24 protein-coding genes are annotated in these 23,867 nt (G+C 71.3%); 14 read left to right on the top strand and 10 right to left on the bottom strand.

Annotation, left to right across the window (positions count from 1 at the left end):
* The first annotated feature begins 1 nt into the window (after position 1).
* Together fabI and QC385_RS37710 are read left to right on the top strand one after the other, a co-directional pair.
* Positions 2 to 769 carry an enoyl-ACP reductase FabI gene (gene fabI, locus QC385_RS37715; protein WP_086854510.1) on the top strand — a complete coding sequence of 256 codons (768 nt, stop codon included), beginning with the start codon at positions 2 to 4 and terminating at the stop codon, positions 767 to 769.
* A 199-nt stretch (positions 770 to 968) separates the two neighbouring features.
* Complete coding sequence (locus tag QC385_RS37710; protein ID WP_279545910.1) at positions 969 to 1,319, top strand: hypothetical protein; 351 nt, start codon at positions 969 to 971, stop codon at positions 1,317 to 1,319.
* Here the strand turns inward: QC385_RS37710 and QC385_RS37705 are convergent.
* Entirely contained in the window at positions 1,297 to 1,989 is a 693-nt protein-coding gene (locus QC385_RS37705; protein WP_279545909.1) for a FadR/GntR family transcriptional regulator, read from the bottom strand. The two genes, QC385_RS37710 and QC385_RS37705, sit on opposite strands and share 23 nt — an antisense overlap.
* Before the next feature lie 199 nt (positions 1,990 to 2,188).
* Here QC385_RS37705 and QC385_RS37700 point away from each other — a divergent pair, with 199 nt between their 5' ends.
* The 4 genes from QC385_RS37700 to QC385_RS37685 all read left to right on the top strand — a co-directional run bounded on the left by QC385_RS37700 (position 2,189) and on the right by QC385_RS37685 (position 4,924).
* Positions 2,189 to 3,781 carry an MFS transporter gene (locus tag QC385_RS37700; RefSeq protein WP_443033092.1) on the top strand — a complete coding sequence of 531 codons (1,593 nt, stop codon included), beginning with the start codon at positions 2,189 to 2,191 and terminating at the stop codon, positions 3,779 to 3,781.
* A 68-nt stretch (positions 3,782 to 3,849) separates the two neighbouring features.
* Complete coding sequence (locus tag QC385_RS37695; protein ID WP_086012488.1) at positions 3,850 to 3,966, top strand: SGM_5486 family transporter-associated protein; 117 nt, start codon at positions 3,850 to 3,852, stop codon at positions 3,964 to 3,966.
* Positions 3,967 to 4,133: 167 nt separating this feature from the next.
* The gene (locus tag QC385_RS37690) at positions 4,134 to 4,340 is read left to right on the top strand and encodes a hypothetical protein (RefSeq protein ID WP_279545905.1); all 207 of its coding nucleotides are present in this window, start codon (positions 4,134 to 4,136) and stop codon (positions 4,338 to 4,340) included.
* Positions 4,341 to 4,405: 65 nt separating this feature from the next.
* Positions 4,406 to 4,924: a SixA phosphatase family protein gene (locus QC385_RS37685; RefSeq protein WP_279545904.1), complete on the top strand. Its 519-nt coding sequence runs from the start codon at positions 4,406 to 4,408 to the stop codon at positions 4,922 to 4,924.
* 148 nt (positions 4,925 to 5,072) lie between these two features.
* Here QC385_RS37685 and serB read toward each other — a convergent pair whose 3' ends face one another.
* Complete coding sequence (gene serB, locus QC385_RS37680; RefSeq protein ID WP_279545903.1) at positions 5,073 to 6,287, bottom strand: phosphoserine phosphatase SerB; 1,215 nt, start codon at positions 6,285 to 6,287, stop codon at positions 5,073 to 5,075.
* A gap of 128 nt (positions 6,288 to 6,415) precedes the next feature.
* Entirely contained in the window at positions 6,416 to 8,626 is a 2,211-nt protein-coding gene (locus QC385_RS37675) for a streptophobe family protein (RefSeq protein WP_279545902.1), read from the bottom strand.
* Positions 8,627 to 8,868: 242 nt separating this feature from the next.
* On the opposite strand from QC385_RS37675, the gene QC385_RS37670 reads away from it, so the two are divergent.
* Complete coding sequence (locus QC385_RS37670) at positions 8,869 to 11,424, top strand: ABC transporter ATP-binding protein/permease (RefSeq protein WP_279545901.1); 2,556 nt, start codon at positions 8,869 to 8,871, stop codon at positions 11,422 to 11,424.
* Positions 11,425 to 11,515: 91 nt separating this feature from the next.
* On the opposite strand, the gene QC385_RS37665 is transcribed toward QC385_RS37670, so the two are convergent.
* The 3 genes from QC385_RS37665 to QC385_RS37655 all read right to left on the bottom strand — a co-directional run bounded on the left by QC385_RS37665 (position 11,516) and on the right by QC385_RS37655 (position 14,320).
* The gene (locus tag QC385_RS37665) at positions 11,516 to 12,238 is read right to left on the bottom strand and encodes a transglycosylase SLT domain-containing protein (RefSeq protein WP_279545900.1); all 723 of its coding nucleotides are present in this window, start codon (positions 12,236 to 12,238) and stop codon (positions 11,516 to 11,518) included.
* Between the two features lie 343 nt (positions 12,239 to 12,581).
* Positions 12,582 to 13,625, bottom strand: a complete 1,044-nt coding sequence (locus tag QC385_RS37660) for an S-adenosylmethionine:tRNA ribosyltransferase-isomerase (RefSeq protein ID WP_279545899.1) — start codon at positions 13,623 to 13,625, stop codon at positions 12,582 to 12,584.
* Positions 13,622 to 14,320, bottom strand: a complete 699-nt coding sequence (locus tag QC385_RS37655; RefSeq protein ID WP_279545898.1) for an SDR family NAD(P)-dependent oxidoreductase — start codon at positions 14,318 to 14,320, stop codon at positions 13,622 to 13,624. Before QC385_RS37655 ends, QC385_RS37660 begins: the two co-directional genes overlap by 4 nt.
* Before the next feature lie 236 nt (positions 14,321 to 14,556).
* Here QC385_RS37655 and QC385_RS37650 point away from each other — a divergent pair, with 236 nt between their 5' ends.
* The 3 genes from QC385_RS37650 (at position 14,557) to QC385_RS37640 (ending at position 16,735) form a co-directional block, all read left to right on the top strand.
* Positions 14,557 to 15,702, top strand: a complete 1,146-nt coding sequence (locus tag QC385_RS37650; RefSeq protein WP_279545897.1) for a GAF domain-containing sensor histidine kinase — start codon at positions 14,557 to 14,559, stop codon at positions 15,700 to 15,702.
* Positions 15,695 to 16,336 (top strand): response regulator transcription factor, encoded by a 642-nt coding sequence (locus tag QC385_RS37645; protein WP_279545896.1) that lies wholly within the window; start codon positions 15,695 to 15,697, stop codon positions 16,334 to 16,336. The genes QC385_RS37650 and QC385_RS37645 overlap by 8 nt, the downstream gene beginning before the upstream one ends.
* A 156-nt stretch (positions 16,337 to 16,492) precedes the next feature.
* A complete protein-coding gene (locus QC385_RS37640; RefSeq protein WP_086847493.1) occupies positions 16,493 to 16,735 on the top strand; it encodes a chaplin in 243 nt (80 codons plus the stop codon).
* Between the two features lie 242 nt (positions 16,736 to 16,977).
* Here QC385_RS37640 and QC385_RS37635 read toward each other — a convergent pair whose 3' ends face one another.
* The gene (locus QC385_RS37635; protein WP_279545895.1) at positions 16,978 to 17,763 is read right to left on the bottom strand and encodes a hypothetical protein; all 786 of its coding nucleotides are present in this window, start codon (positions 17,761 to 17,763) and stop codon (positions 16,978 to 16,980) included.
* 161 nt (positions 17,764 to 17,924) lie between these two features.
* Here QC385_RS37635 and QC385_RS37630 point away from each other — a divergent pair, with 161 nt between their 5' ends.
* From QC385_RS37630 to QC385_RS37620, 3 genes are all read left to right on the top strand, one after another.
* Complete coding sequence (locus QC385_RS37630) at positions 17,925 to 18,722, top strand: ABC transporter ATP-binding protein (RefSeq protein WP_086847492.1); 798 nt, start codon at positions 17,925 to 17,927, stop codon at positions 18,720 to 18,722.
* A gap of 95 nt (positions 18,723 to 18,817) precedes the next feature.
* Positions 18,818 to 19,249, top strand: coding sequence for an NfeD family protein (locus QC385_RS37625; protein ID WP_086847490.1), 432 nt, complete (start codon positions 18,818 to 18,820; stop codon positions 19,247 to 19,249).
* Between the two features lie 132 nt (positions 19,250 to 19,381).
* Complete coding sequence (locus QC385_RS37620; protein WP_086604733.1) at positions 19,382 to 20,341, top strand: SPFH domain-containing protein; 960 nt, start codon at positions 19,382 to 19,384, stop codon at positions 20,339 to 20,341.
* Between the two features lie 70 nt (positions 20,342 to 20,411).
* On the opposite strand, the gene QC385_RS37615 is transcribed toward QC385_RS37620, so the two are convergent.
* From QC385_RS37615 to QC385_RS37605, 3 genes are all read right to left on the bottom strand, one after another.
* On the bottom strand, positions 20,412 to 20,918 hold the full coding sequence (locus QC385_RS37615; RefSeq protein ID WP_279545894.1) for an HNH endonuclease: 507 nt from the start codon (positions 20,916 to 20,918) through the stop codon (positions 20,412 to 20,414).
* Between the two features lie 210 nt (positions 20,919 to 21,128).
* The gene (locus QC385_RS37610; RefSeq protein ID WP_279545893.1) at positions 21,129 to 21,668 is read right to left on the bottom strand and encodes a YbhB/YbcL family Raf kinase inhibitor-like protein; all 540 of its coding nucleotides are present in this window, start codon (positions 21,666 to 21,668) and stop codon (positions 21,129 to 21,131) included.
* Between the two features lie 230 nt (positions 21,669 to 21,898).
* Positions 21,899 to 22,681 (bottom strand): sporulation protein, encoded by a 783-nt coding sequence (locus tag QC385_RS37605; protein ID WP_279545892.1) that lies wholly within the window; start codon positions 22,679 to 22,681, stop codon positions 21,899 to 21,901.
* 145 nt (positions 22,682 to 22,826) lie between these two features.
* On the opposite strand from QC385_RS37605, the gene QC385_RS37600 reads away from it, so the two are divergent.
* Positions 22,827 to 23,477 carry a DNA-3-methyladenine glycosylase gene (locus QC385_RS37600; RefSeq protein ID WP_279545891.1) on the top strand — a complete coding sequence of 217 codons (651 nt, stop codon included), beginning with the start codon at positions 22,827 to 22,829 and terminating at the stop codon, positions 23,475 to 23,477.
* Positions 23,478 to 23,867: the final 390 nt, after the last annotated feature.

Raw genomic sequence — 23,867 nt, 5'->3', positions numbered from 1 at the left:
CATGAGCGGAATTCTCGAGGGCAAGCGCGTCCTGATCACCGGTGTGCTGACGGAGGCCTCCATCGCCTTCCACACCGCCAAGCTGGCCCAGGAGCAGGGCGCCGAGGTCATCCTCACGGCGTTCCCGCGGCCCACGCTGACCGAGCGCATCGCCAAGAAGCTCCCCAAGCCCGTCAAGGTCATCGAGCTCGACGTGACCAACGACGAGCACCTCGGGCGCCTGGCCGACATCGTCGGCGAGGAGCTCGGCGGCCTCGACGGTGTCGTGCACTCCATCGGCTTCGCCCCGCAGGACGCCCTCGGCGGCAACTTCCTGAACACGCCGTTCGAGTCGGTCGCCACGGCCATGCACGTCTCGGCGTACTCCCTGAAGTCGCTGACCATGGCCTGCCTGCCGCTGATGCAGAACGGCGGCTCGGTCGTCGGTCTGACGTTCGACGCGCAGTTCGCCTGGCCGCAGTACGACTGGATGGGCCCGGCAAAGGCGGCCCTGGAGGCCACCAGCCGCTACATGGCCCGCGACCTGGGCAAGCAGAACATCCGCTGCAACCTGGTCTCGGCCGGCCCGCTCGGCTCCATGGCCGCCAAGTCCATCCCGGGCTTCAGCGAGCTGGCGTCCGTGTGGGACTCGCGCTCCCCGCTGGAGTGGGACCTGAAGGACCCCGAGCCGGCCGGCCGCGGCGTCGTCGCGCTGCTGAGCGACTGGTTCCCGAAGACCACCGGCGAGATCATCCACGTCGACGGCGGTCTGCACGCCATCGGAGCCTGATCTCTCGTACGGAGCCTGGTCTCCCGTGCGGAGCCTGGTCTCCCGTACGCCGTAGGCGCCCCGTTTCCCGCAGCGCGCGGGGAGCGGGGCGTCACCCGTTCGGCTCATCCGGCCGGGCGGGAGAGGCTCACAACTGGGCACCCTGGAGTACGCGTTCACCACGCGAGCCCCTCCCCAGCACGGCCGAGGAGGTCCCCTTGTGCGCTTGTCCCGCCGAACGGCCTCACTGTCCCTCGCCGTCGCTCTCGTGATGACCCTGGCGTACGAGGCGGTGCCCCACGCGCGCGTGCCCGCCGCCGAGCAGGAGTCGGCGGAGCCGTTCGGCGCCGCGTGCCGGACCCGCGTCACCGGCTCGCGGGTGACCGCCTACTGCCACAACCCCTACCCGGAGACCGACCGGGTGAGCCTGCACGTCGAATGCGCCCGCTGGTGGGACATCGACACCGACAGCTCCCCGGTGGAGGCCGGGCCCGCGCAGACCGTGCGGCTGACCGGACGCTGCTGGAAGGAAGTCGGCGAGGTGTGGATCAGTCACCGGCGGGCGAGCTGACCCCGCCCAGGCGGCACAGGAACGGGTAGCGGGCGGCCTCGGCGGCCGCCTGCGCCGCGTCCCCCGCGCGGATCGCGTCGAGCAGCCGTCCGTGCTCCATGTACGCCTCCGGCGTCAGCTCCTCGCCGACGTCCTCGCGCAGCCAGTCCCGCAGCACCTCGCCCAGGTCCGCGTACATGGCGGTCATCACGTCGTTGTGGGAGGCGGCCACCACGGCCAGGTGGAAGGTCGCGTCCGCGGTCACGAACGCCTCCGCGTCACCCGACTCCCAGGCATCCTCACGCCGCAGCAGCAGCGCGTCCAGCTGCTTGAGGTCCTTCTCCGTACGCCGCTCCGCGGCCAGCCTGGCGGCGGACGACTCCAGCGTGGACCGCAGCTCGGCGATGTGCCGGGGGTCGGCACCGGCGAACCGCCGCTGCATCACCCCCGCCAGCTCACTCGTCGCCACGACGTACGTGCCGGAGCCCTGGCGGATGTCCAGCAGGCCGTTGTGCGCGAGGGCGCGGACGGCCTCGCGGACGGTGTTGCGGGCGACTCCCAGCTGCTCGACCAGTTCGGGCTCGGTCGGGATGCGGGAGCCGACCGGCCACTCGCCGGAAGTGATCTGGGCCCGCAGGGCGGCGATGACCTGCTCGGAGAGCGCCGAACGTCGGGGATGGCTCAGGGGCATGGCACACCTTCGCACGACCGGGGCGCCGGAGGGCAGCCGGGGACCGGACGGACTGGACAGTCAATCATCCCATGATTCTATGATGGGTCTCATGCCTAGCGAGGAAACCCGGACGAAGACGCTCCCGACCGTACGCAGCTCGGCCGCGCACGAGGCCCGGGAACCCGGCGGTAAGTCCACGCGCGCGTGGACGACGCGGTTGCTCGTCCTCGGCATCGTGCTGTCCGCGCTGAACCTCCGCCCGGCCATCACCAGCCTCGGCGCCCTCCTGGAAGAGGTCCGCGACGGGCTCGGCATGAGCGGCAGCGTGGCCGGGCTGCTCACCTCCGTGCCGCCGCTGTGCTTCGCCGTCTTTGGCGTCATGGCCCCGCGGCTCGCCCGCCGCTTCGGAGCGGGCGCCGTGGTGTGCGCCGGCATGGCCGCCATCGCCACCGGCCTGGCGATCCGGCCGTACGCCGGCGGCACGGCCGGCTTCCTGGCCGCCAGCGCCCTCGCGCTAATGGGCATCGCGGTCAGCAACGTCCTGATGCCGGTCATCGTCAAGCACTGGTTCCCCGACCGCGTCGGCTCCATGACCGGCCTGTACTCCATGGCGCTCGCCCTGGGCACGGCCCTCGCGGCCGCGGTCACGGTGCCCCTGACCGACGCCCTGGGCGGCAGCTGGCAGTCGGGCCTCGGCCTGTGGGCGGGGCTGGCCGTGGCGGCGGTCCTGCCGTGGCTGCCGTTCGCACGGGGGCGCGGGGCGGGTACGGCGGCGCCCGGGCCGGGGGACCGGACCGGGGGCGAGACCGGGCCGGGGAAGCGGGTCGGGGTCGAGGCTGGGCCGGGGAAGCGGGTCGGCAGGCCGGAGACCGGGCCGGAGGAGCGGGCCGGGGGGCCGGAGACGGGGCCGGGGGAGCGGAGCCGGGCCACGGGCACCGGGCTGGGAGATCGGACCGTGGGCCCGGAGACGGGGCTGGGAGACCTGGCTGCGGACCCGGAGACGGAACCGGGAGACCTGGCCGTGGGCCCCAAGACGGAGCTGGGAGACCGGGCGGGGGGCCCGAAGGCCGAACCGGGGGACCAGTCCGTGAGCCCGGAGGCCGACGGCGAGCGGTCGGCGTGGGACCGGTCGGCGCGGAACCGACCAGCGCGGGACCGGGAGACGCGGGACCGGCAGGCGCCGAGCTCGGTTCCCGCCGGATCCGCCGCCGGGGAGGCGCCGCCGCTGCGGATCACCCGGAGCCGTACCGCCTGGGCGCTGGCCGTCTTCTTCGGGCTCCAGGCCACCGCCGCCTACATCACCATGGGCTGGATGGCGCAGATCTTCCGGGACGCCGGTGTGCCCGCGGGCACCGCGGGGCTGCTGCTGGCGGTCACCATGGTGATGGGCGTGCCCCTGGCCTTCGTCATACCGCGCCTGGCCACGCGGCTGCCGCACCAGGGCCCGATCGTGCTCGCCCTGGGCGTCTGCGGCCTCGCCGGCTACGCCGGGCTGTACCTCGCGCCGGCCGCCGGCGCCTGGGCCTGGGCCGTGCTGCTCGGCGTCGCCAACTGCGCTTTCCCGCTCGCGCTCACCATGGTCGGCATGCGGGCCAGGAGCGGCCCGGGCGTGGCCCAGCTGTCGGCGTTCGCGCAGAGCACCGGCTATCTGATCTCCATCCCGGGGCCGCTCCTGGTGGGCGTCCTCTACCAGCACAGTGGCGGCTGGGGCCTGCCGATCGCGCTGATGAGCGCCCTGATGATCCCGCAGATGGCGGTCGGATTCCTGGCGGGCCGGGACCGTACGGTGGAGGACGAGGCGGGCCGCTGAGCCCCTCCTCGGGGGGCTTGGGGGCACCCCGGGCGTCAGGTGTCCGGGGCGGGTGCGAGACTTGTCCCATGCCAGTGCTCGACCCGAATCCCCAGCACGGTCAGAAGAAGATGCTGCTCGTCTTCGGCGCCTTCTTCGCGATCTTCATCATCATCGGCGTCATCGCGACCATCGCCTCGCCATGACCGGCCCTCGCCCGGCTCATGGTGGGGTTAGCCCCCCTGTCCCCTAGGGGGCGAGGGTCAGGGTCAAGTGGGTGGATCACCGGATGGGTCGACGGCCGGAGATTCCGTAACTTCGAGGTGTGACCGCGAGACGCGGGCCACGGACCATTCGGAGAGCGGAGGCACCCATGTCGGCTCCTGTGCACACCCGGCCCCATCCGGCGACCCGGGTGGGCGCCGACAGCCGGCTCCCTTGGTGGGCCCTGGCCCTGCCCACGCTCGCCTTCGGCGCGCTGCTCGTGCTGATCCTGAACCCGTCCGACGCCCAGGCGGCCACCGGTGACCCCTTGATCACTCACCTCTTCGAGCGGCTCCAGCAGCTGATATCCCGCTGAGCACGGCAGAAGACGGTGGTCAACTCCCTGCGCCCCGTGGCCTGTTTCGTGCGAAGCTGGATCTTATGAGCGTCGCAGAACCCCGCAGGATTGTCCTCTTCCGCCATGCGAAAGCCGACTGGCCACAGGTGAGCGATCACGAGCGTCCGCTCGCCGACCGGGGCAGAAAGGAAGCGGCGGAGGCCGGGCGCAGGCTGGCCGACACCGGCATCCCCTTCGACCTGGCCCTCTGCTCCACCGCGGTCCGGACCCGGGAGACCTGGAAGCTCGCCGTCCAGGAGTTCCCGCAGCGGCCGAAAACCATCTATGAAGAGCGGATCTACGAGGCCTCGCCGGGCGAACTGATCGCCGTGCTCAACGAGACCCCCGACGACGCGCAGAACATCCTCGTGGTCGGCCACAACCCGGGCATCCAGGGCCTCGCCGACGTCCTGGCGGGCACGGCCGAGGGCGACGCGCGCGACCGGATGAGCCGCCGCGGCTTCCCGGCCGCCGCCTTCGCCATCCTGTCCTTCAGCGGCTCGTGGAAGAGCGTGGAGCCGGGCGTGGGCACGCTGCTGGACTACTGGGCGCCGACCGAGTGACCGACTCCGGGTGACCGGGGCCCGGCACCGGCGCGGTGCCGGGCTCTGCCGGCGGTTCGGCCCGTGGAGCCGGAGCCCGACTGTGCCGCTGGTCCAGGCCGTGCTGTCGTCCTGACCGTGCTGCCGTTCAGACGGTGTGTGTGCCGCTTCAGACCGTGTCGACGGTGTCCGCTGCCTCGACCTCTTCGCGCGTGATGCCCAGCAGGTACAGCACGGTGTCGAGGAAGGGGAAGTTCACCGCGGTGTGCGCGGCCTGGCGCACCACCGGCTTGGCGTTGAAGGCGACGCCCAGACCGGCCGCGTTCAGCATGTCCAGGTCATTGGCGCCGTCACCGATCGCCACGGTCTGCGACAGCGGCACACCCGCCTCGGCGGCGAACCGGCGCAGCAACCGGGCCTTGCCGGCACGGTCGACGATCTCGCCCGTGACCTTGCCCGTCAGCTTCCCGTCGACGATCTCCAGCGTGTTGGCCTGGGCGAAGTCCAGCCCGAGCCGTTCCTTCAGATCGTCGGTGACCTGGGTGAAACCGCCGGAGACGACGCCGACTTGGTAGCCGAGCCGCTTCAGCGTACGGATCAGGGTGCGGGCGCCCGGCGTCAGCCGCACCTCGCTGCGCACCTTGTCCACGACCGAGGCGTCCAGCCCCTCCAGCAGCGCCACGCGCGCGTGCAGGGACTGCTCGAAGTCCAGCTCGCCGCGCATCGCGGCCGCCGTCACCTCGGCGACCTGGTCCTCACAGCCGGCGTGCGCGGCGAACAGCTCGATGACCTCGTCCTGGATGAGCGTCGAGTCGACGTCCATGACGACCAGACGCTGCGCGCGCCGGTACAGACCGGCGGCGACGACCGCGACGTCGATGCCCAGCTTCGCCGCGTCGGGCGCCAGAGCGGTGCGCAGCGGCTCGGTCTCCACGCCGGACACGGCGAACTCGACCGCGGTCACGGGGTACTTGGCGAGCCGGAAGATACGGTCGATGTTGCCGCCGGTCTTCGTGATCCGCGCGGCGATCGCAGCCGTCGCCTCGGCGGTGAGCGGATGCCCGAGCACGGTGACCAGGGAGCGGCCCAGCCCGCGCGGCCGGTTGTCGCCGAGGCCGGAGATGATCTCCGCCTGCATCTTCATCGATTCGGCCCAGCTGTGGACGGTCGCCCGCAGATCGCCCTCGAGCCCCTTGGGCGGCTCGGTCACGAGCGCGCACAGCACCATTCGGCCACGGGTGACGACCTGCTCGATGTCGACGACGTCGACGCAGTAGGCGGCGAGGGTGTCGAAGAGGCCGGCCGTGATGCCCGGGCTGTCCTTGCCGAAGATCTTGACAAGGAGGGTGGGGACGTCGGAAGACGAGGTCTGCGAAGCGCTCATGGTGGTTCCACCGTATCCGGCGAGCAGGTCGTACCGCCCGTGAGGTCCGCCTGGCGGACAGCGAACAGTGGGTGTCGTGTGGGTGGCGCGGACCTTGCCTTCCGGTGCGGCATCCCTGCCGCTCCCGATCACTGGCCGCCACGCGGTTTCCGCGGCGGCGGGGGAGGAGGTGGCGGAGGCGGCGGCCCGTCGTCAGGCCGGGCCGGCGGCCGGTCGCCGCCCTTGGGCCTGGGCGGCTGCCGGGGCCCGCGCGGAGGCGGTCCCACCGGCCGGGCCACCGTGGGCGCGCCGTACACGTCATCGTCCTGGCGCGCGGCCGGGACCCCGTCCGGGCGGGCCTCATGCGGCGGGCGCCGGCTCTCGCCTCGCTGCCGGCCCTGACCGGCCTGCCGACCGGGCTCCGGTGTCCCGTCGGGCGGCGGCCCTTCCTCGCCGACCGGCCGCGCGTCCTCCGGCTCTCGCAGCTCCTCCGGTACCCGGAGGTACGGATTGGTCGCCGGGTTCGGCGGCCGGTACGGCGCTCCCGGCACGTACGGCCCGGCCTCGTCCCCGTACGGCGATGCCCGGCCGGCGCCGGACCCGCCCCGGACGCCGGACCGCCCGGCGTCGGCGTCACGTCCGGCCTGCCCCGTACCGGCTCCCGCTCCCCCCTGCCCGGCACCGGCGTCGGGTCCGGACTGCCCTGTAGCGGCTGTATCGGCCCACGGCCCGGTCTGCCCGGTACCCGCCTGGTACCCCGCCTGCCCCACACCGCCCCCTGCCGCAGCCGGCCCGGCCCCCTGCCCGTACCCGGCCCACCGCCCGTGCCCGGCCCCCTGCCCGTACCCGGCCCACCGCCCGTGCCCGGCCCCCGACGGGCTTCCCGCCCCGCCGGACTCGGGCGCACCGGCCCCGGTCACACCGCCGCCCGCCATCCCCTCCCCCCGAGCGAAAGCCGTCGCCCACCGTCCGGCGGCCCCGCTCGCCCACGCGAGCAACGCCCCCGCCGCCCCGGCCCCCGCACCCCACACCGCGCCCAGCAGCAGGGCCATGCCGAGGTGACCGTGCAGCTCGATGCCCGCGCCGAACGCGTCGAAGCCGAGCACGGACAGGGAGGCCGTCACGGACACGTCCGTCAGCCGGACGAGCAGCGGCAGCGACAACGCGGTCGCGACCCCCAGTCCCAGCGCACACCGCCCCGCGAAACCGAGGGCACCCGAACCCCGTACCTCCCGAGGCCCTCCTGACCCGCCCCCCACCGGCGTCCGCACCGCCGTCAGCACCCCCGCCAGCAGCATCATCAACGCCGCCGCCACCCCCAGCAGCCACACCCGCCCGTCCAGCTCGGCCAGCCGCCCGAGCGTCACCGGCTGGTCGGAGCGGACCGCGAGCAGGTCGTCCAGCGGGTCGGGCAGGAGGCGGGTCAGTTCACCTGTGGCCCGGCCGTCCCACGGCACGAGCAGGCCGATCGGGACGCCCAGCCACACCCCGTTGGGCGCCCCGAGCACTGCCGCGCCGGCGATGCGGCGGGGATGGTCGTCGCCGGTCGCCGCGTACGCCGCCGCCGCGAGCCCCGCCGCCACCGCCACCAGCAGCACGGTCACCACCGCGGAAACGGCGGGCCGTACGACCCGGTGCACGGCCTCCCAGCCCCGTGGCAGCGGCGTGCGGCGCGAGGCCAGCAGGGAGATGAGGAGGATCCCGGCCGACCAGCCGAGCCCACCGAGCAGTGTGGGCGCGGTATCGACCGTGAAACCGACCGCCGCCTGCGCGTCGACCAGGTCGCTGAGCCGGTCCGGCAGCAGCCCGCCGATGTCCCCCAGCCCGGGAATCTCCAGGCCGTCGCCACCTCCACCGCCCCCGCCCGTCAGGTCGTCCACACCCAGCGCGCCGCCGTCGATCGTGATGACGTCGTGACCCGCCCAGGCGAGCCCGCCCAGCATCGCCACGAACAGCGCGACCACCGCACCCGCGCGCGCGAGGAGTTCGGCCGGCGATACCACAACTCCCGCCGCGCGCAAGGACCTCAGGAAGAAGTACGACAGCAGCAACGCCCCGACCAGGCTCACCCCCAGTGGCGTGATCTCGATGGCCGTCTCCGCCTCCGCGCCCGTGATACCGAACGCCGACACGTCACCGGACGGCGTGACCGAACCACCCGTCCCAAGGGCCACCACCGCCGCGGTCATCGGCCCCAACGAGCCCGCCGCGTCCGCCTCCAGCAGCCGCAGACCCAGCGCCGCCGTACCCGCCATCCCGATCAACGCCCAGCTCACGGCGGCGACGGCGGACATCAGCACGTCCGCCCACGGCACGCGCGTGCCGTCCCTCGCCGTCCCGACACCTGTACCGGCACCCATGGCAGACCCCCCGATCCGCTGCGCGGCGGGGAACACCGCGCATGTCCCCCTCGCGTCGAAATACCACTCTCCGGCCCGTTTTCAACCCCGTCAACGGAAACGGCCGATGCGTCCGAACGCGGTCTTCACAAGGCCCGACTTTCGGTCAGGCGGCCGCTACTGAAATAGTTCCACCCGATGTTCGACATCCCTAGACTCCCCATGTCGGGGGTAACTCGGGGGACAACTCAGTGGGGCATGGAGTGCCGGAACTCGTACTGGAATCAAACGGACGTACCTGGACGCTCGATCCGTCCAGGGCATACACCCTCGGACGTGATCCGCAGGGGGACGTCATCTTCGACGACGCCAGGGTCTCCTGGCGTCACGCCACGGTCAGCTTCAACGGCCGCAGTTGGGTCATCGAGGACCATGGCAGCACCAACGGCACGTTCGTGCGGGGGCAGCGGATCCATCAGATGGAGCTCGGCCCCGGAACGGCGGTGCACCTGGGCAACGCGACCGACGGCCCGCGCCTGAACCTGTCGGACGGCGCCGCCGGCGTCGCGACGCCGCAGGCCCAGCCCCAGCAGCAGCAGCAGCCGTACGCAGCGCAAGCCGCGAACCCCGGCTGGGCCCAGCAGGCACCCGCCCAGCAGGCGCCCCACCAGCAGCCACAGGCCCCGCAGCAGCAGGCCCAGGCCGGCTGGCAGCAACCGCAGCAGCAGCCCGCGGCGCACATCCCGCCGCAGCAGCAGGGCCCCGGCGGCGTCGCGGGGGCGCCGCCGGTCTACGGCGACCGCAGCCCGACCACGTTCCACCAGTTCTCCCTCGGCCGCGTGATGCGCATCGGCCGTGCTCTGGAGAACGAGCTGGTCGTCTCGGACCTCCAGGTCTCCCGGCACCACGCCGAGTTCCACTCGACGCCCGACGGCCGCATGGAGATCCGCGACCTGGGCTCGCACAACGGCACGTACGTCAACGGCCAGCCGATCCCCAAGGGCGGCACGCAGCTGCTCGGCCCGGCGGATGTCGTCGGCGTAGGCCACTCGACGTTCCGGATCGTCGGCGACCGGCTCGAGGAGTTCGTCGACACCGGTGAGGTGTCCTTCTCCGCCCGCCACCTGACCGTCACGGTCGACGGCGGCAAGCAGATCCTCAAGGACGTCTCCTTCGGCGTCCCGGAGAAGTCGCTGATCGCGGTCATCGGCCCGTCCGGATCCGGCAAGTCCACCCTGCTCAAGGCGCTCACCGGCTACCGCCCGGCCGACCAGGGCGAGGTCCTCTACGACAACCGCAACCTCTACAAGCAGTTCGCCGAGCTGCGCCAGCGCATCGGTCTGGTCCCGCAGGACGACATCCTGCACAAGGAGCTGACCGTCAAGAAGGCCCTCAAGTACGCGGCCAAGCTCCGCTTCCCGGCCGACACCACGGCCGCCGAGCGCGACGCCCGTATCGACGAGGTCTTGCGCGAGCTGAAGCTGGACATCCACAAGGAGAAGAAGGTCACCTCCCTCTCCGGTGGCCAGCGCAAGCGCGTCTCCGTGGCCCTGGAGCTGCTCACCAAGCCGTCGCTGATCTTCCTGGACGAGCCGACCTCCGGCCTCGACCCGGGCATGGACCGCGACGTCATGCAGCTGCTGCGCGGCCTGGCGGACGACGGCCGTACGGTCCTCGTCGTCACCCACTCCGTGGCGGAGCTGGCGATCTGCGACAAGCTGCTGGTGATGGCGCCCGGCGGCTCGGTCGCCTACTTCGGCCCGCCCGAGGAGGCGCTGAACTTCTTCGGCTACGACACCTGGGCCGATGTCTTCTCCGCCTTCGAGAACTACCGCGACTACGACTGGGCGGGCCGCTGGAAGGGCTCGCAGCATTACCAGATGTACGCCGCGGACATCGACGCCGTTGCGCCGCAGTCCGTACAGGTCGCGCCGATGCAGGCGATGAAGCCGCCGAAGCCGCAGGGCTGGATGTCCCAGTTCGTCACGCTCGTGCGGCGCTACGTCTCGGTGATCGTGTCCGACAAGGGCTTCCTCGCCCTGATGGTGATCCTGCCGGCCGTGCTCGGCGCGGTGAGCCTGCTCATCGACGCGGACCGGGGCCTGCTGCCCAACCCGCCCAACCCGCAGACCGGCCGGATCATCCCGAACGGCACCGCCACCACGGTCCTGCTGATCCTGGCCGTCGGCGCCTGCTTCGCGGGCGCGGCGAACTCGGTCCGTGAGCTGATCAAGGAACGGGTCATCTACGAGCGGGAGCGCGCGACCGGCCTGTCGCGCTCGGCGTACCTGATGTCGAAGGTGTTCGTGCTCGGCATGATCACCGTCCTCCAGGGCCTGCTGGTCGGCGTCATCGGCTTCTCCAGCCGGGAGATCCCCGAGGAGGGCCTGGTCCTCGGCAGCGCGACCCTCGTCGAGCTCTCCATCCCGATCATGGCGCTGGGCTTCACCTCGATGATGTTCGGCCTGATCATCTCGTCGCTGGTCAAGACCGCAGAGAAGACCATGCCGCTGCTTGTGATGTTCGCGATCATCCAGGTCGTCTTCACGGGCTGTCTGTTCGCGCTGCACGGCTCGATCGGCGTCAACCAGTTCTCGTTCCTGATGCCGTCGCGCTGGGCGGTCGCCGCCTCCGGAGCCACGCTGGACTTCAACAAGATCAGCCCGCCGGAGACGGCCGGCGACAACGACCCGCTGTGGGAGCACACCGTCGGGGTCTGGGCCATGGACATGGGCGCGCTCCTCGCCCTCGGCGTGATCTGCGGCTTCTTCGTGGCCCGCTTCCTGCGCCGCCACGAGCCCGAGGTCATGCGCAAGTAGTCACCGCCGCACCGCGCCCGAAGGGCGGCACTCCGTCAGGGGAGTGCCGCCCTTCGGCGTTCGGTCCAGCGAGCAGAGGTCCGCGCCAGCCTCAGTACGCGCCGAAGACGTTGTCCATCGAGCCGTACTTGTCGGCCGCGTAGTTGCAGGCGGCGGTGATGTTGGCGACCGGGTTGTAGATGTCCCAGGAGGTGCCGGGGACGTGGTACGCCTTGAAGGTCGGCGGGATGACCTGGAGCAGGCCCTTCGACGGGACGCCGTTGATGGCGTTGATGTCCCAGTTGTTGATCGCCTTCGGGTTACCCGAGGACTCCCGGATGATGTTGCGGTGGATGCCGTCGTAGGACGCCGGGATGTTGTGCTTCTTCAGGATGTCGAGCGACTCGCGGATCCAGCCGTCGAGGTTGTTCGGGTAGCTCTTGGCGGCGGCCTTCTTGACCTGGGCGCGCTTGGCGTCCCGGCTGGCGGCCTCCTTGGCCTCGCGCGCGGCTTCGGCCTTCTTCTTCGCGGCCTCGGCGGCGGCCTTCTTCTTGGCGGCGGCCGCGGCGTCGGCCTTCTTCTTCGCCGCGATCTGCTCCGCCTTCACCGTGGCACCGGCCATCTGGTCGGTGACGCTGGCCTTGACGTCCTTGATCTGCTCGGTGCTGAACGCCACCGCAGCCGGCTGAGCGGCCTCGGTCGTGGTCGACGCACCGCTCGGCACCGCGGAGAAACCGATGGCGGCGGCGCCGAGGGTGGCGACACCCGCCATGGCGATCTTGTGGTGACGGGTGAGGGTACGACTGCGGCCACGGCTGAAGATGTTCTTGGGCATGGTGGTGGGACCTCTTCGAATAGCGCGGGAGTCGCTCGGCGTCCGGCGTTGGACTCGGTGTGTTTCCGACACGAACGCCGCGGAGGTGAACCCACGGCGCTGAGCGACGTCAGCAATTCTTAGCGGCCGCAAAATGGCGTGGCAAAGGTGTGACGTACGAAGCCCGATAGTGGATCAGGGAAGGGCAAATCGGGGCAGATTGGAATGTATGCGCCGCTCAAAAGGTACGGCTTTGTCTCCTACGCCCTTTCGTACGTGACGTGGGTCCTATGCGCGGGCTCACACCGGGCGGCATGCGTTCTCACGACCCGTTGCACGAGCGATGCTCTGTGTGAGGGGTTTTTCACGGCAGGACGAGGTGCACGTCCCCGAACTCGTGCCACAGGTACCGGCCCTGGAGCGCGGCCTGGTAGCCACGCTCGATGGCCACCCGCCCCGCGACCGCCTCCAGCATCAGCAGATGCGAGGCCTCCGGCTCGTGCAGCCCGGTCAGCAGCCCGTCCACCACACGCACCCCGCGCTCCGGCGTGACGACGAGTTCCGTCCATCCCGCACGCGCGCGTACGGCCCCGTCGGCGCCCACCGCCGACTCCACGGCCCGCACCGCCGTCGTCCCGACCGCCACGACCCGGCCTCCACCGGCCCTCGTGGAGTTGATCAGCCCTGCCGACGTCCCGGGCACCGCGAAGCGCTCCGCATACGGCGGCTCGTGCGCCTCCGCCGACGCCACCCCCGTGTGCAGCGTGACCGGAGCGAACCGCACGCCGCGGCTCACCAGCTCCGCCACCACCCGTCCCGTGAAGGGCCGCGCCGCACTCGGCATCTCCGCACTGCCCGCCCCGTCCGCGGACGGCAGCGCGAACACCGTCTGGTAGACGGACAACGGCTGGTCGCGCTCCGTGTAGGAGTAGCGAATGGGCCGTCCGTGCTCCCGCAGCAGCCCCGGCACGCCGGGCCCGGCGTGCCGTGCCCACCACAGCCGCCCACTCCGCCCGCTCAGCGGCTCCTCCAGAACCAGCCCTCCACCTCCCGGCAGGCGCACCTCCGTACCCGCGGGCCCTCCCGCACGCGCGCGCGTGGTCCCCCGCCCGTCGGGCTCCCGCAGCTCCACCGCCCAGCGGCCGTCATCCCCTGGGGTGGAGAAGTGCACCACCACGCGCGCGTGCCCGATCCACCCGTCCACTGCCGCCGCCAGCGTGGCCGAGGTGTTGACCACGAGCAGATCCCCGGCGCGCAACAGCCGCGGCAGTTCCCTGAACGTGTGATGCGCCACCTCCGCACCCCGCGACACCAGCATCCGCACGGCGTCCCGGTCCAGCCCCGGCCCGCGCTGCTCCACCGGCACCCGGGCCGACAGCTCCTCCGGCACCCGCACGGCCAGCGTCATCGGATCCCGTCCAGCAGAGCCGGAGCCCCGTACCGCCCGCTCACCGGCCGCTCGTCCAGCAGCCGCAGGAACCCCGGCACCACAGTCGCCGGCGCCGGACGCGGATCATGATCGTCCGGTACGGCCGCCGCATACAGGTCCGTGGCCATGTCCCCGGGATCCACCGCCCAGACCCGCAGCCCCGGCTCCTCCACGGCGAGCACCGCCATCAGATGGTCCAGCGCCGCCTTGGACGCCCCGTAGCCGCCCCAGGTCTCGTACGCCTCGGCGGCCGCGTCCGAACTGACCGTCATGACGGTGCCCGCCCGCGAGGCCCGCAGCAGCGGCAGCGCCTCCTGGACCAGGCCCAGCGCCGCCACCAGATTCACCTCCAGCGCCCGCCGCAGCCCCTCCAGGGGCAGGTCCTCCAGCCGCACCAGCGGCTCGGCGCCCAGCGCGCTCGCGTTGTGCGCCAGCAGGTCGACGCCGCCGAGCCGCCACGCCGCCGACACCAGCGCCGCACGGTGCGCGGCGTCCGTGACGTCCCCCGGCAGGGCGGCCACGCGCGTGCCGTGCGCGGAGACGGCCTCTGCCGCGTTCCCCAGTGCCTCGGCGCCCCGGGCGTCGAGCACCAGGTCCCAGCCCCGCTCGGCCAGAGCCTCGGCGAGCGCCCGGCCCAGGCCCTTAGACGCCCCGGTGATGATCGCAACCGGCATGACCCGCTCCCTCGTCGTGATCGTGTGCACTCAACGTAGGAACGCGGCCACCCGGACCGCCTCGGACGCGGGCCGCAGACCGCCGGGTCCCTTCGCCCTACGCCCCCGGCCCGGCACCCCCGGCCGTACGCCACCCCTGCCGGCGTCCTCGGCCCTGCGACCTAGGCCCACCGGACCGGGCGCCCGCCGCCGGCGGTCCGATCCGCGCTGTCACAGCCCGCCGGTACCGTGAGGACATGAGTCACGGTCCCCGGTCCGGCCTCGCCGCGGTGAGTTCCGCGTTGCTGGCCATGAGCAGGCATCTCGAGGTGCGCGACGTCCTCAAGACGATCGTCGCCTCGGCCCGCGAGCTGCTCGACGCGCAGTACGCCGCGCTCGGCGTCCCGGACGACCACGGCGGCTTCGCCCAGTTCGTGGTCGACGGCGTCAGCGAGGAGCAGTGGAAGGCCATCGGCCCGCTCCCGCGCCAGCACGGCATCCTCGCCGCGATGCTCCACGAGGCCAGGGCCGAGCGCCTCGCCGACGTCCGCAAGGACCCCCGCTTCGAGGGCTGGCCGAGCGCCCACCCCGACCTGGTCGACTTCCTGGGCCTGCCCATCCGCGACGGCGACGAGGTCATCGGCGCACTCTTCCTCGCCAACAAGAACTGTCCGAAGCCCGAGGGGAGTTGCGGCTTCACACAGGACGACGAGGACCTGCTCGGCATCCTCGCCCAGCACGCGGCGATCGCCCTCACCAACGCCCGCCTCTACGAACGCAGCCGTGAACTCACCATCGCCGAGGAGCGCTCCCGCCTCGCCCACGAACTGCACGACGCGGTCAGCCAGAAGCTCTTCTCCCTCCGCCTGACCGCCCAGGCCGCGGCCCGCCTGGTGGACCGGGACCCCTCCCGCGCCAAAGGCGAGCTCCAGCAGGTGGCGGCCCTCGCCGCCGAGGCCACCGACGAACTGCGCTCCGCCGTCGTCGAGTTGCGCCCCGCCGCCCTCGACGAGGACGGCCTCGTCGCCACCCTCCGGACGCAGGTCCAGGTCCTCGACCGCGCCCACTCCGCCCGCGTCACCTTCACCGCCCGCGGGGTGAAGGCCCTGCCCGCCTCCCAGGAGGAGGCCGTCCTGCGGGTCGCCCAGGAGGCCCTGCACAACGCCCTGCGCCACTCCGGCGCCGACCACGTCGACGTGACCCTGGACCGGCACGGCGGCGGAGCGGTCCTGCGGGTCACGGACGACGGCAGCGGATTTGACCCGATGGCGGTCCGCCGCGCGGGGCGCCATCTGGGCCTGGTCTCGATGCGGGACCGGGCGAGCGGGGCGGGCGGCACGCTGACCGTGGAATCGGCGCCCGGCAAGGGCACCACGATCGAGATGGAGGTCCCCGGTGGCTGACGCAATCAAGGTGCTGCTCGTCGACGACCACCAGGTCGTCCGCCGGGGCCTGCGCACGTTCCTGGAGGTACAGGACGACATCGAGGTCGTCGGCGAGGCGGCGGACGGCGCCGAAGGAGTCGACCGTGCGGAGGAGTTGCGACCCGACGTCATCCTCATGGACGTCAAGATGCCGGGCATGGACGGCGTCGACGCCCTGCGCAGACTCCGCGAACTGGGCAACCCCGCGCGCGTGCTGATCGTCACCAGCTTCACCGAGCAGCGCACGGTGGTCCCGGCCCTGCGCGCGGGCGCCGCCGGCTACGTCTACAAGGACGTCGACCCCGACGCCCTCGCCGGAGCCATCCGCTCCGTCCACGCCGGGCACATCCTCCTCCAGCCGGAGGTCGCCGACGCCCTGCTGTCCCAGGAAGAGGCCAACTCCGTCCCGGGCAGGGCCGGTTCGCTCACCGACCGGGAGCGCGAGGTGCTCGGCCTGATAGCGGACGGCCGTTCCAACCGGGAGATCGCCCGAGCCCTCGTCCTCTCCGAGAAGACCGTCAAGACCCACGTCTCGAACATCCTCATGAAACTCGACCTGTCCGACCGGACGCAGGCCGCTCTGTGGGCCGTTCGCCATGACGTGACCGGCTGACACACACATCCCACGGCAACACGGAGGGTTCCATTCCGAGCTGAGATTCATACTGTCGTGGGAACGTCCCTCACATGGCGCAACCTCGGTGGATCTCCGCCGTTCTCCAGTGCGTGCTGCGGCGCCTGCCGCGGTGATCGCAAGGAGGGCTCAGAAGTGAAGAACCTGAAGAAGGCCGCTGCCGTGACGATGGTGACCGGTGGCCTGCTGGCCGCGGGCGCGGGCATCGCCTCCGCCACCAGCGCGCACGCCGACGGCCAGGCCGTGGGCTCCCCGGGCGTCGGCTCGGGCAACGTCGTCCAGGCCCCGGTGCACGTCCCGGTCAACGTGTCCGGCAACAGCGTGAACGTCGTGGGCGTCCTGAACCCCGCCTTCGGCAACCTCGCCGTCAACCACTGACGTCCCACCTCCGTCTCCGAGCCGGAGGTGACACCGGCCTCCCGGGTTTCCCCGGGAGGCCGGTCCGCTCAGCTGCGGGCAGTCGTGCCGCTGGGGCGGCACGGGTGGGCGCAGGCGGCACCCCACAGCGCCGGGTTGCGCCCCCCTCCAGCCCCAGCACAGACGCCGAGCACCATCACGACCGACAGTCACCGCACCGCACCCCGCTCAGCACCAACGCCGAGCACCAGTACAGCCCCCGGTCACCGGACCCCCCGCTCCCGCTCCTCCACAACGGAGTTGTACGCCGCGACCTGCGCCCGCCGAGCCGTCCGCTCCACCGCCCGCAACGCCTCCCGCCGCGCTGAGATCTCCGACGCGCTCACCGCACCCCCGGCCCCGCTCTCCGTCGCCACAGCGAGGAGCGTCCCCACCCGCTGCGCCAACTCCAGCACCCGCACCGCCCGTGGCGGATACCCCGGCGCCAGCACCTCCCGCCCCCGCTCGGCCCGAGCCCGATACGCGTCGACCGCCGCCTCCGCCACCGGCCCCGATCCGGCCACATCCAGCCGCGTCAGCGCCTCGGTCGCCTCCCGGAGGGCCTCCGCGAGTTCCCGCTCCGCCTCACCCAGTGACGGCACATCCGCCGGCGGCGCCTCCCGTACGGGCAGCACATGCCACACGACCTCGACCTGCACCCCCACGGGTCCGGCCTCGTACACGTCCGGCACCAACCCCAAGGCCGCCCCGTAACAGACCACGGCCTCCTCGGCCTCCAGTGCCCGCGCGTTGAACTCCGGCGGCCCGCTCAGCCCCAGCGGATGCCCCGGCGCGGGCAGCGCCACCCGCAGCCCGGTCACCCCGAGGGCCCGCAGCCGCCCCAGTGCGAGCGTCAGCCCGACCTGGCCCGACTCACCCGGCAGCCCCTCCACCCGATGTACCGCGTCCTCACCGACGATGGCGAGCACGGCGTCGTCCGGAGAGACAAGTCCGGCCAAAAGGGCATTTCCCCAAGCTGCGAGACGTCCAGCGCGCGGTTCCGTGAGCATGCTCCCACCCTAGGACCCTTCAAGGACCGGACCGAGGGAATGTCCGGGCCGACCGGTGGCGTAGATTTCATGGAGGGCTGCGCCCACCGGCGCGGCGGACCGAGCCACAGGCGTACGCGACAGCCGAGACCGGCCACACTGCAAGGGGAGACAACGCGCTCATGAGCGATGTTCTGGAGCTTCAGGACGTATCTGTGGTCCGCGAGGGCCGGGCTCTGGTGGACCAGGTCTCCTGGTCGGTCAAGGAGGGCGAGCGCTGGGTCATCCTGGGCCCGAACGGCGCCGGCAAGACCACCCTCCTCAACCTCGCTTCCACCTACCTCTTCCCCAGCTCGGGCACCGCCGCCATCCTCGGCGAGACCCTCGGCAAGCCCGGCACCGACGTCTTCGAGCTGCGCCCGCGCATCGGCATGGCAGGCATCGCCATGGCCGACAAGCTCCCCAAGCGCCAGACGGTCCTGGAGACGGTGCTGACCGCCGCGTACGGCATGACCGCCACCTGGCACGAGGACTACGAGGAGATCGACGAGAAGCGCGCCCGCGCCTTCCTCGACCGCCTCGGCATGAGCGAGTACCTGGAGCGCAAGTTCGGCACGCTCTCCGAGGGCGAGCGCAAGCGCACCCTCATCGCCCGCGCACTGATGACCGACCCCGAACTGCTGCTCCTCGACGAGCCCGCCGCCGGCCTCGACCTCGGAGGCCGCGAGGACCTCGTCCGCCGCCTCGGACGTCTCGCCCGCGACCCGATCGCCCCCTCGATGCTCATGGTCACCCACCACGTCGAGGAGATCCCCCCGGGCTTCACGCACGTCCTCATGATCCGCCAGGGCAAGGTGCTGGCCGCCGGTCCGCTGGAGCTCGAACTCACTTCCCGCAACCTCTCCCTCTGCTTCGGCCTCCCGCTCGTCGTCGAACAGGCGGGCGAGCGCTGGACGGCACAGGGCCTCCCGCTGTCCTGACCCGGCCCCTCGCCCCGCAAATCCCAAAGCGAGAACGGCATTTCACACGCCGGGCGCCCTGTCGGCGACAGGGCCGTCGGACCTACCATGACCATGTGGAAATCGACGCATGGCTGTGGTGGCTGATCGGCGCGACAGCGCTCGGCATCGCGCTCGTGGTCACCGCGATGCCCGAACTCGGCATGCTCGCGGTGGGCGCCATCGGCGCCGCGGTGGTCAGCGGCGTCTTCGGCGGCGGAGCCGTCGCCCAGGTCGTCGTCTTCGCCGTCATCTCGACCGCGGGCATCGCCGTCGTCCGGCCCATCGCGAACCGGCATCGCGCCCAGCGACCCCAACTCGCCACCGGCGTGGACGCGTTGAAGGGCAGACAAGCCGTCGTCCTGGAACGTGTCGACGCCTCCGGCGGCCGGATCAAACTGGCCGGAGAGGTCTGGTCGGCCCGCGCCCTCGACACCGACCGCGCCTACGAAGTGGGCCAGGAAGTGGACGTCGTGGACATCGAAGGGGCCACCGCGATCGTCATGTGACCTCGCAGGACGTAACTGGAGTGAACTCCTCGCCAGCTACGCGACGGTCTGACAGACTCGACCAGCAAGATCTTCGACAACCATAAGATCTGCCGAAGGCGCCGAAGCGGAGAAGGGATACGGGGAACGACGATGGAACCGGTCATCATCGTCCTGATCATTCTGGTGGTGTTGGTCTTCATCGCCCTGATCAAGACGATCCAAGTCATCCCACAGGCCAGCGCGGCCATCGTCGAGCGCTTCGGCCGCTACACGCGGACGCTGAACGCCGGCCTCAACATCGTCGTTCCGTTCATCGACACCATCCGCAACCGGATCGACCTGCGCGAACAGGTCGTCCCCTTCCCGCCGCAGCCGGTGATCACCCAGGACAACCTGGTCGTCAACATCGACACCGTCATCTACTACCAGGTGACCGACGCCCGCGCCGCGACGTACGAAGTCGCCAGCTACATCCAGGCGATCGAGCAGCTCACGGTCACCACGCTCCGCAACATCATCGGTGGCATGGACCTGGAGCGGACCTTGACCTCCCGCGAGGAGATCAACGCGGCCCTGCGCGGTGTCCTCGACGAGGCCACCGGCAAGTGGGGCATCCGCGTCAACCGCGTCGAACTCAAGGCGATCGAGCCGCCGACCTCCATCCAGGACTCGATGGAGAAGCAGATGCGCGCCGACCGCGACAAGCGCGCCGCCATCCTCCAGGCCGAAGGTGTCCGGCAGTCCGAGATCCTGCGCGCCGAAGGTGAGAAGCAGTCCCAGATCCTGCGCGCCGAAGGTGAGGCCAAGGCGGCCGCCCTGCGCGCCGAGGGCGAGGCCCAGGCCGTCCGTACGGTCTTCGAGGCCATCCACGCCGGCGACCCGGACCAGAAGCTGCTCTCCTACCAGTACCTCCAGATGCTCCCCAAGATCGCCGAAGGCGACGCCAACAAGCTCTGGATCGTCCCCAGCGAAATCGGCGACGCCCTCAAGGGCCTGTCCGGCGCCATGGGCAACTTCGGCGGCCTGGGCGGCGGTTCCGGCGGCAACTCAGGCGCGTCCGGAGGCGGCGTCCCCGCCCAGGAACGCCGCGAGAAGCCGTCCCTCGACTGACCCGGCACGGCATGTATGAAGGGGCCCGCTTCCTCTGGGAAGCGGGCCCCTTCATACATGCCGTGCCGGGCTAGGCCGCAGGCTGGGCCAGCCACTCCGGCAGCGCGTTGAAGTCGTCCTGCCCCAGCGCCAGCAGCATCGCGTCCGCCGGAGTCGGCTCGAACGGCTGCCGCAGCAGCGGCATCCCCGCCTCCTCCGGAGTCCGGTTCGCCTTGCGGTGGTTGTCCTGCGCGCACGAGGCCACCGTGTTCAGCCAGGTGTCCTGACCGCCCTGCGACCGCGGCACCACGTGGTCGACGGTCGTCGCCCGCCTCCCGCAGTACGCGCACCGGTGCCGGTCCCGGACCAGCACACCCCGCCTCGACCACGGCGCTTGTCTTCGGAAGGGCACCCGTACGTACTGGCAGAGCCTGATCACACGGGGCGCCGGTATGTCGACCGCGGCTCCCCGCATCCGCAGTTCGGGGTGGGCCTGCTCGACGACGGCCTTGTCCTGAAGCACCAGAACGACGGCTCGGTTAAGCGTCACCGTCGACAGCGGCTCGAAGCTCGCGTTGAGTACCAGTGTGTCCCGCATACCAGCCCACCTCCCGTGTGCACCGGCCCACCCCCTGGCGGGCTGGGATCAACTCTGGCCGGGCACGCCGAGATGGACAACGCAATATCTGCTGCTCCCACGGGGGGTGACCCCCGCGACCCCCGGCAACAAAAATGCCCGCTCCTGATCAATTCCAAGACCAGGAGCGGGCAAACGTTCCGTGAACGCCGGGATCGCGAGGCGGCTCACTCAGCTTTCGGCGGGCACCTCGTACTCACCGATCAGCTGGGCCCGCCCGATCGTGTGGAACCGCAGGTTGAAGCCCACGGCGGCCGGCGAAGCCTCCGCGTCGGGACCCAGCTTCTCCTGGTCCACGGCATACACCGTGAACACGTACCGGTGCGGCCCGTCCCCGGGCGGGGGCGCGGCACCGCCGAACTCCTTGCCGCCGTAGTCGTTCCGAGCGTGGATCGCACCCTCGGGCAGACCCTCGAACTTGCCGCTGCCCGCACCCGCCGGCAGCTCCGTCACCGACGCCGGGATGTCGAACAGCACCCAGTGCCAGAACCCGCTCCCCGTCGGGGCATCGGGGTCGTAGCAGGTCACGGCGAAGCTCTTGGTCTCGGGCGGGAAGCCCTCCCACCGCAGCTGCGGCGAGGTGTTGCCGGCCGCGTGGACCTGAGCGTCCTTGAGCGTCGCCCCCTCCTGGACGTCCTCGCTCGTCACCGTGAACGACGGCACGGGCGGATGGAAGTCGTGGGGGAGCGGCCGCCGCTTGAGCTCGGTCACCTCGGTACCTCCTGGATCGGTTCTTGCAGTCGATACCGAGCCTAGGGCGTGTCCGTAAAGTCCCGTCGTCCGCCCGGAGGGCGGGCCTCGCGGCGTCCGGTGCGTGCTCTCGGCGTGCCGGGCGGACGCCCGCGTACTGGTTGTACGTGGGTGTTCGGCCGGTGCGGCGAGAGGGCGTGCCGGACGCCGCGAGGCAGGCGGGACTTTGCGGACACGCCCTAGGCCCTCTCCTAGAACCAGTTGCGCTTGCTGCCGACCTCGGAGAGCCACTGGTTGAGGTACGCCGCCCAGTCGGTCCCCTGATAGTCGTTGAGCCCCACCTGGAACGAGCGGAAGGTGTCGCTGCCCTCGCTGAAGAGCCCCGGCCTCTTGTCCATCTCGAGCACCACGTCCATGGCCTGCGCGTCGGCCACGAAGCTCAGCTCGACCTGGTTCAGCCCCCGGTACTGCTGCGGCGGGTAGAACTCGATCTCCTGGTAGAACGGCAGCTTCTGCCGCGTGCCCCGGATGACACCGCGCTCCATGTCCGCGTTCTTGAACCGGAAGCCCAGCTGGATGAACGCGTCCAGGATCGCCTTCTGCGCCGGCAGCGGGTGCACGTTGATCGGGTCCAGGTCACCGGAGTCCACCGCCCGCGCGATCTCCAGCTCCGTGGAGACCCCGATGTGCATCGAGCGCAGCTCCTGCCCGTCGATCGTCGTGATCGGCGTCTCCCACGGAATCTCCAGCCCGAACTGCACCGCGTGCACCGCGTTCGCCTGGAGCTCGAACGCCCCGCCCAGCCGGGACTTCGTGAACTCGATGTCCTGCTTGTACTCCTGGTCGCCGCTCTCCACCTCGACCTTGGCCTGGAGCCCGACCGAGAGCCCCTCGATCTGCTGGTTCACGGACCCGCCCTGAATCCGCACCTCACCCTGGACGACACCGCCCGGCACGACGTTGACCTCGTGCAGCACCGTCTCGACGGAAGCCCCGCCGGCCCCCAGGCTCGCGAGCAGCTTCTTGAACGCCATGTCTCTCCCTCTCGCCCACTACGGGTGGATCCTTGATCCATACAAACGCGATCCGGCCGTGGCCGGTTCCATGTCCTCACCCTGGCAAGGCCGGCGCCCTGAGGCCACCCCACCGCACCACGCGTCTCCAGTACCCTCGGAGGGCATGATCGCGACCCCCGACCGTACGCCCCTGTCCAGGGAGTTCTTCGACCGACCCGTCCTCGATGTCGCCCCCGACCTCCTCGGCCGCATCCTGGTACGCACCACCCCGGACGGTCCGATCGCCCTCCGCCTGACGGAGGTCGAGGCCTACGACGGTGCCGACGACCCCGGCTCCCACGCCTATCGCGGCCGCACGGCCCGCAACGGCGTGATGTTCGGTCCCCCCGGGCACGTCTACGTCTACTTCACGTACGGCATGTGGTTCTGCATGAACCTGGTGTGCGGCCCCGAGGGCAAGGCGAGCGCGGTCCTGCTCCGCGCCGGCGAGATCGTCGAGGGCGCCGAGCTGGCCCGCACCCGTCGACTCTCGGCCCGCAACGACAAGGAACTGGCCAAAGGCCCGGCCCGTCTGGCCACGGCCCTGAACGTGGACCGGTCCCTGGACGGCACGGACGCCTGCACCTCCGACGCCACACCCCTGAGGATGCTCACGGGCACGCCCGTACCCCGCGACCAGGTACGCAACGGCCCACGCACCGGAGTCGCGGGCGAGGGGGGCAACGGCGACATCCACCCCTGGCGCTTCTGGGTCGCCAACGACCCGACGGTGAGCCCCTATCGGGCCCATGTCCCGAGGCGCCGCCGAAGTTGACGCGTCCCCGCAGGACGCGTAATGTAGCCCGAGCCGCTTGACCCGGGTACGGCATTCGCCAGCAGCCGGAAGCGGCCAACCCACTACCTAGCGACTCCCCTCAGCAGGGGCGAATTCGGCGTGCCCGCATGCCTGAATTCGGCGCCGACGGACTCGATTATGAGTTGGACGGCGAATCGGTTAACGTAGTGAATGTCGAAAGGCCGACGAGCGAAAGCCAAGGCCGCCCGGCAAATCCCGCCGACAGGGAATCGGATCGAGAAAAAAGATCTGATAGAGTCGGAAACGCAAGACCGAAGGGAAGCGCCCGGAGGAAAGCCCGAGAGGGTGAGTACAAAGGAAGCGACCGTTCCTTGAGAACTCAACAGCGTGCCAAAAGTCAACGCCAGA

It is taken from the genome of Streptomyces sp. DH10, from assembly GCF_029813805.1.
Classification (GTDB): Bacteria; Actinomycetota; Actinomycetes; order Streptomycetales; family Streptomycetaceae; genus Streptomyces; species Streptomyces coeruleofuscus.
This window is presented reverse-complemented; position numbering and strand designations above follow the sequence as displayed.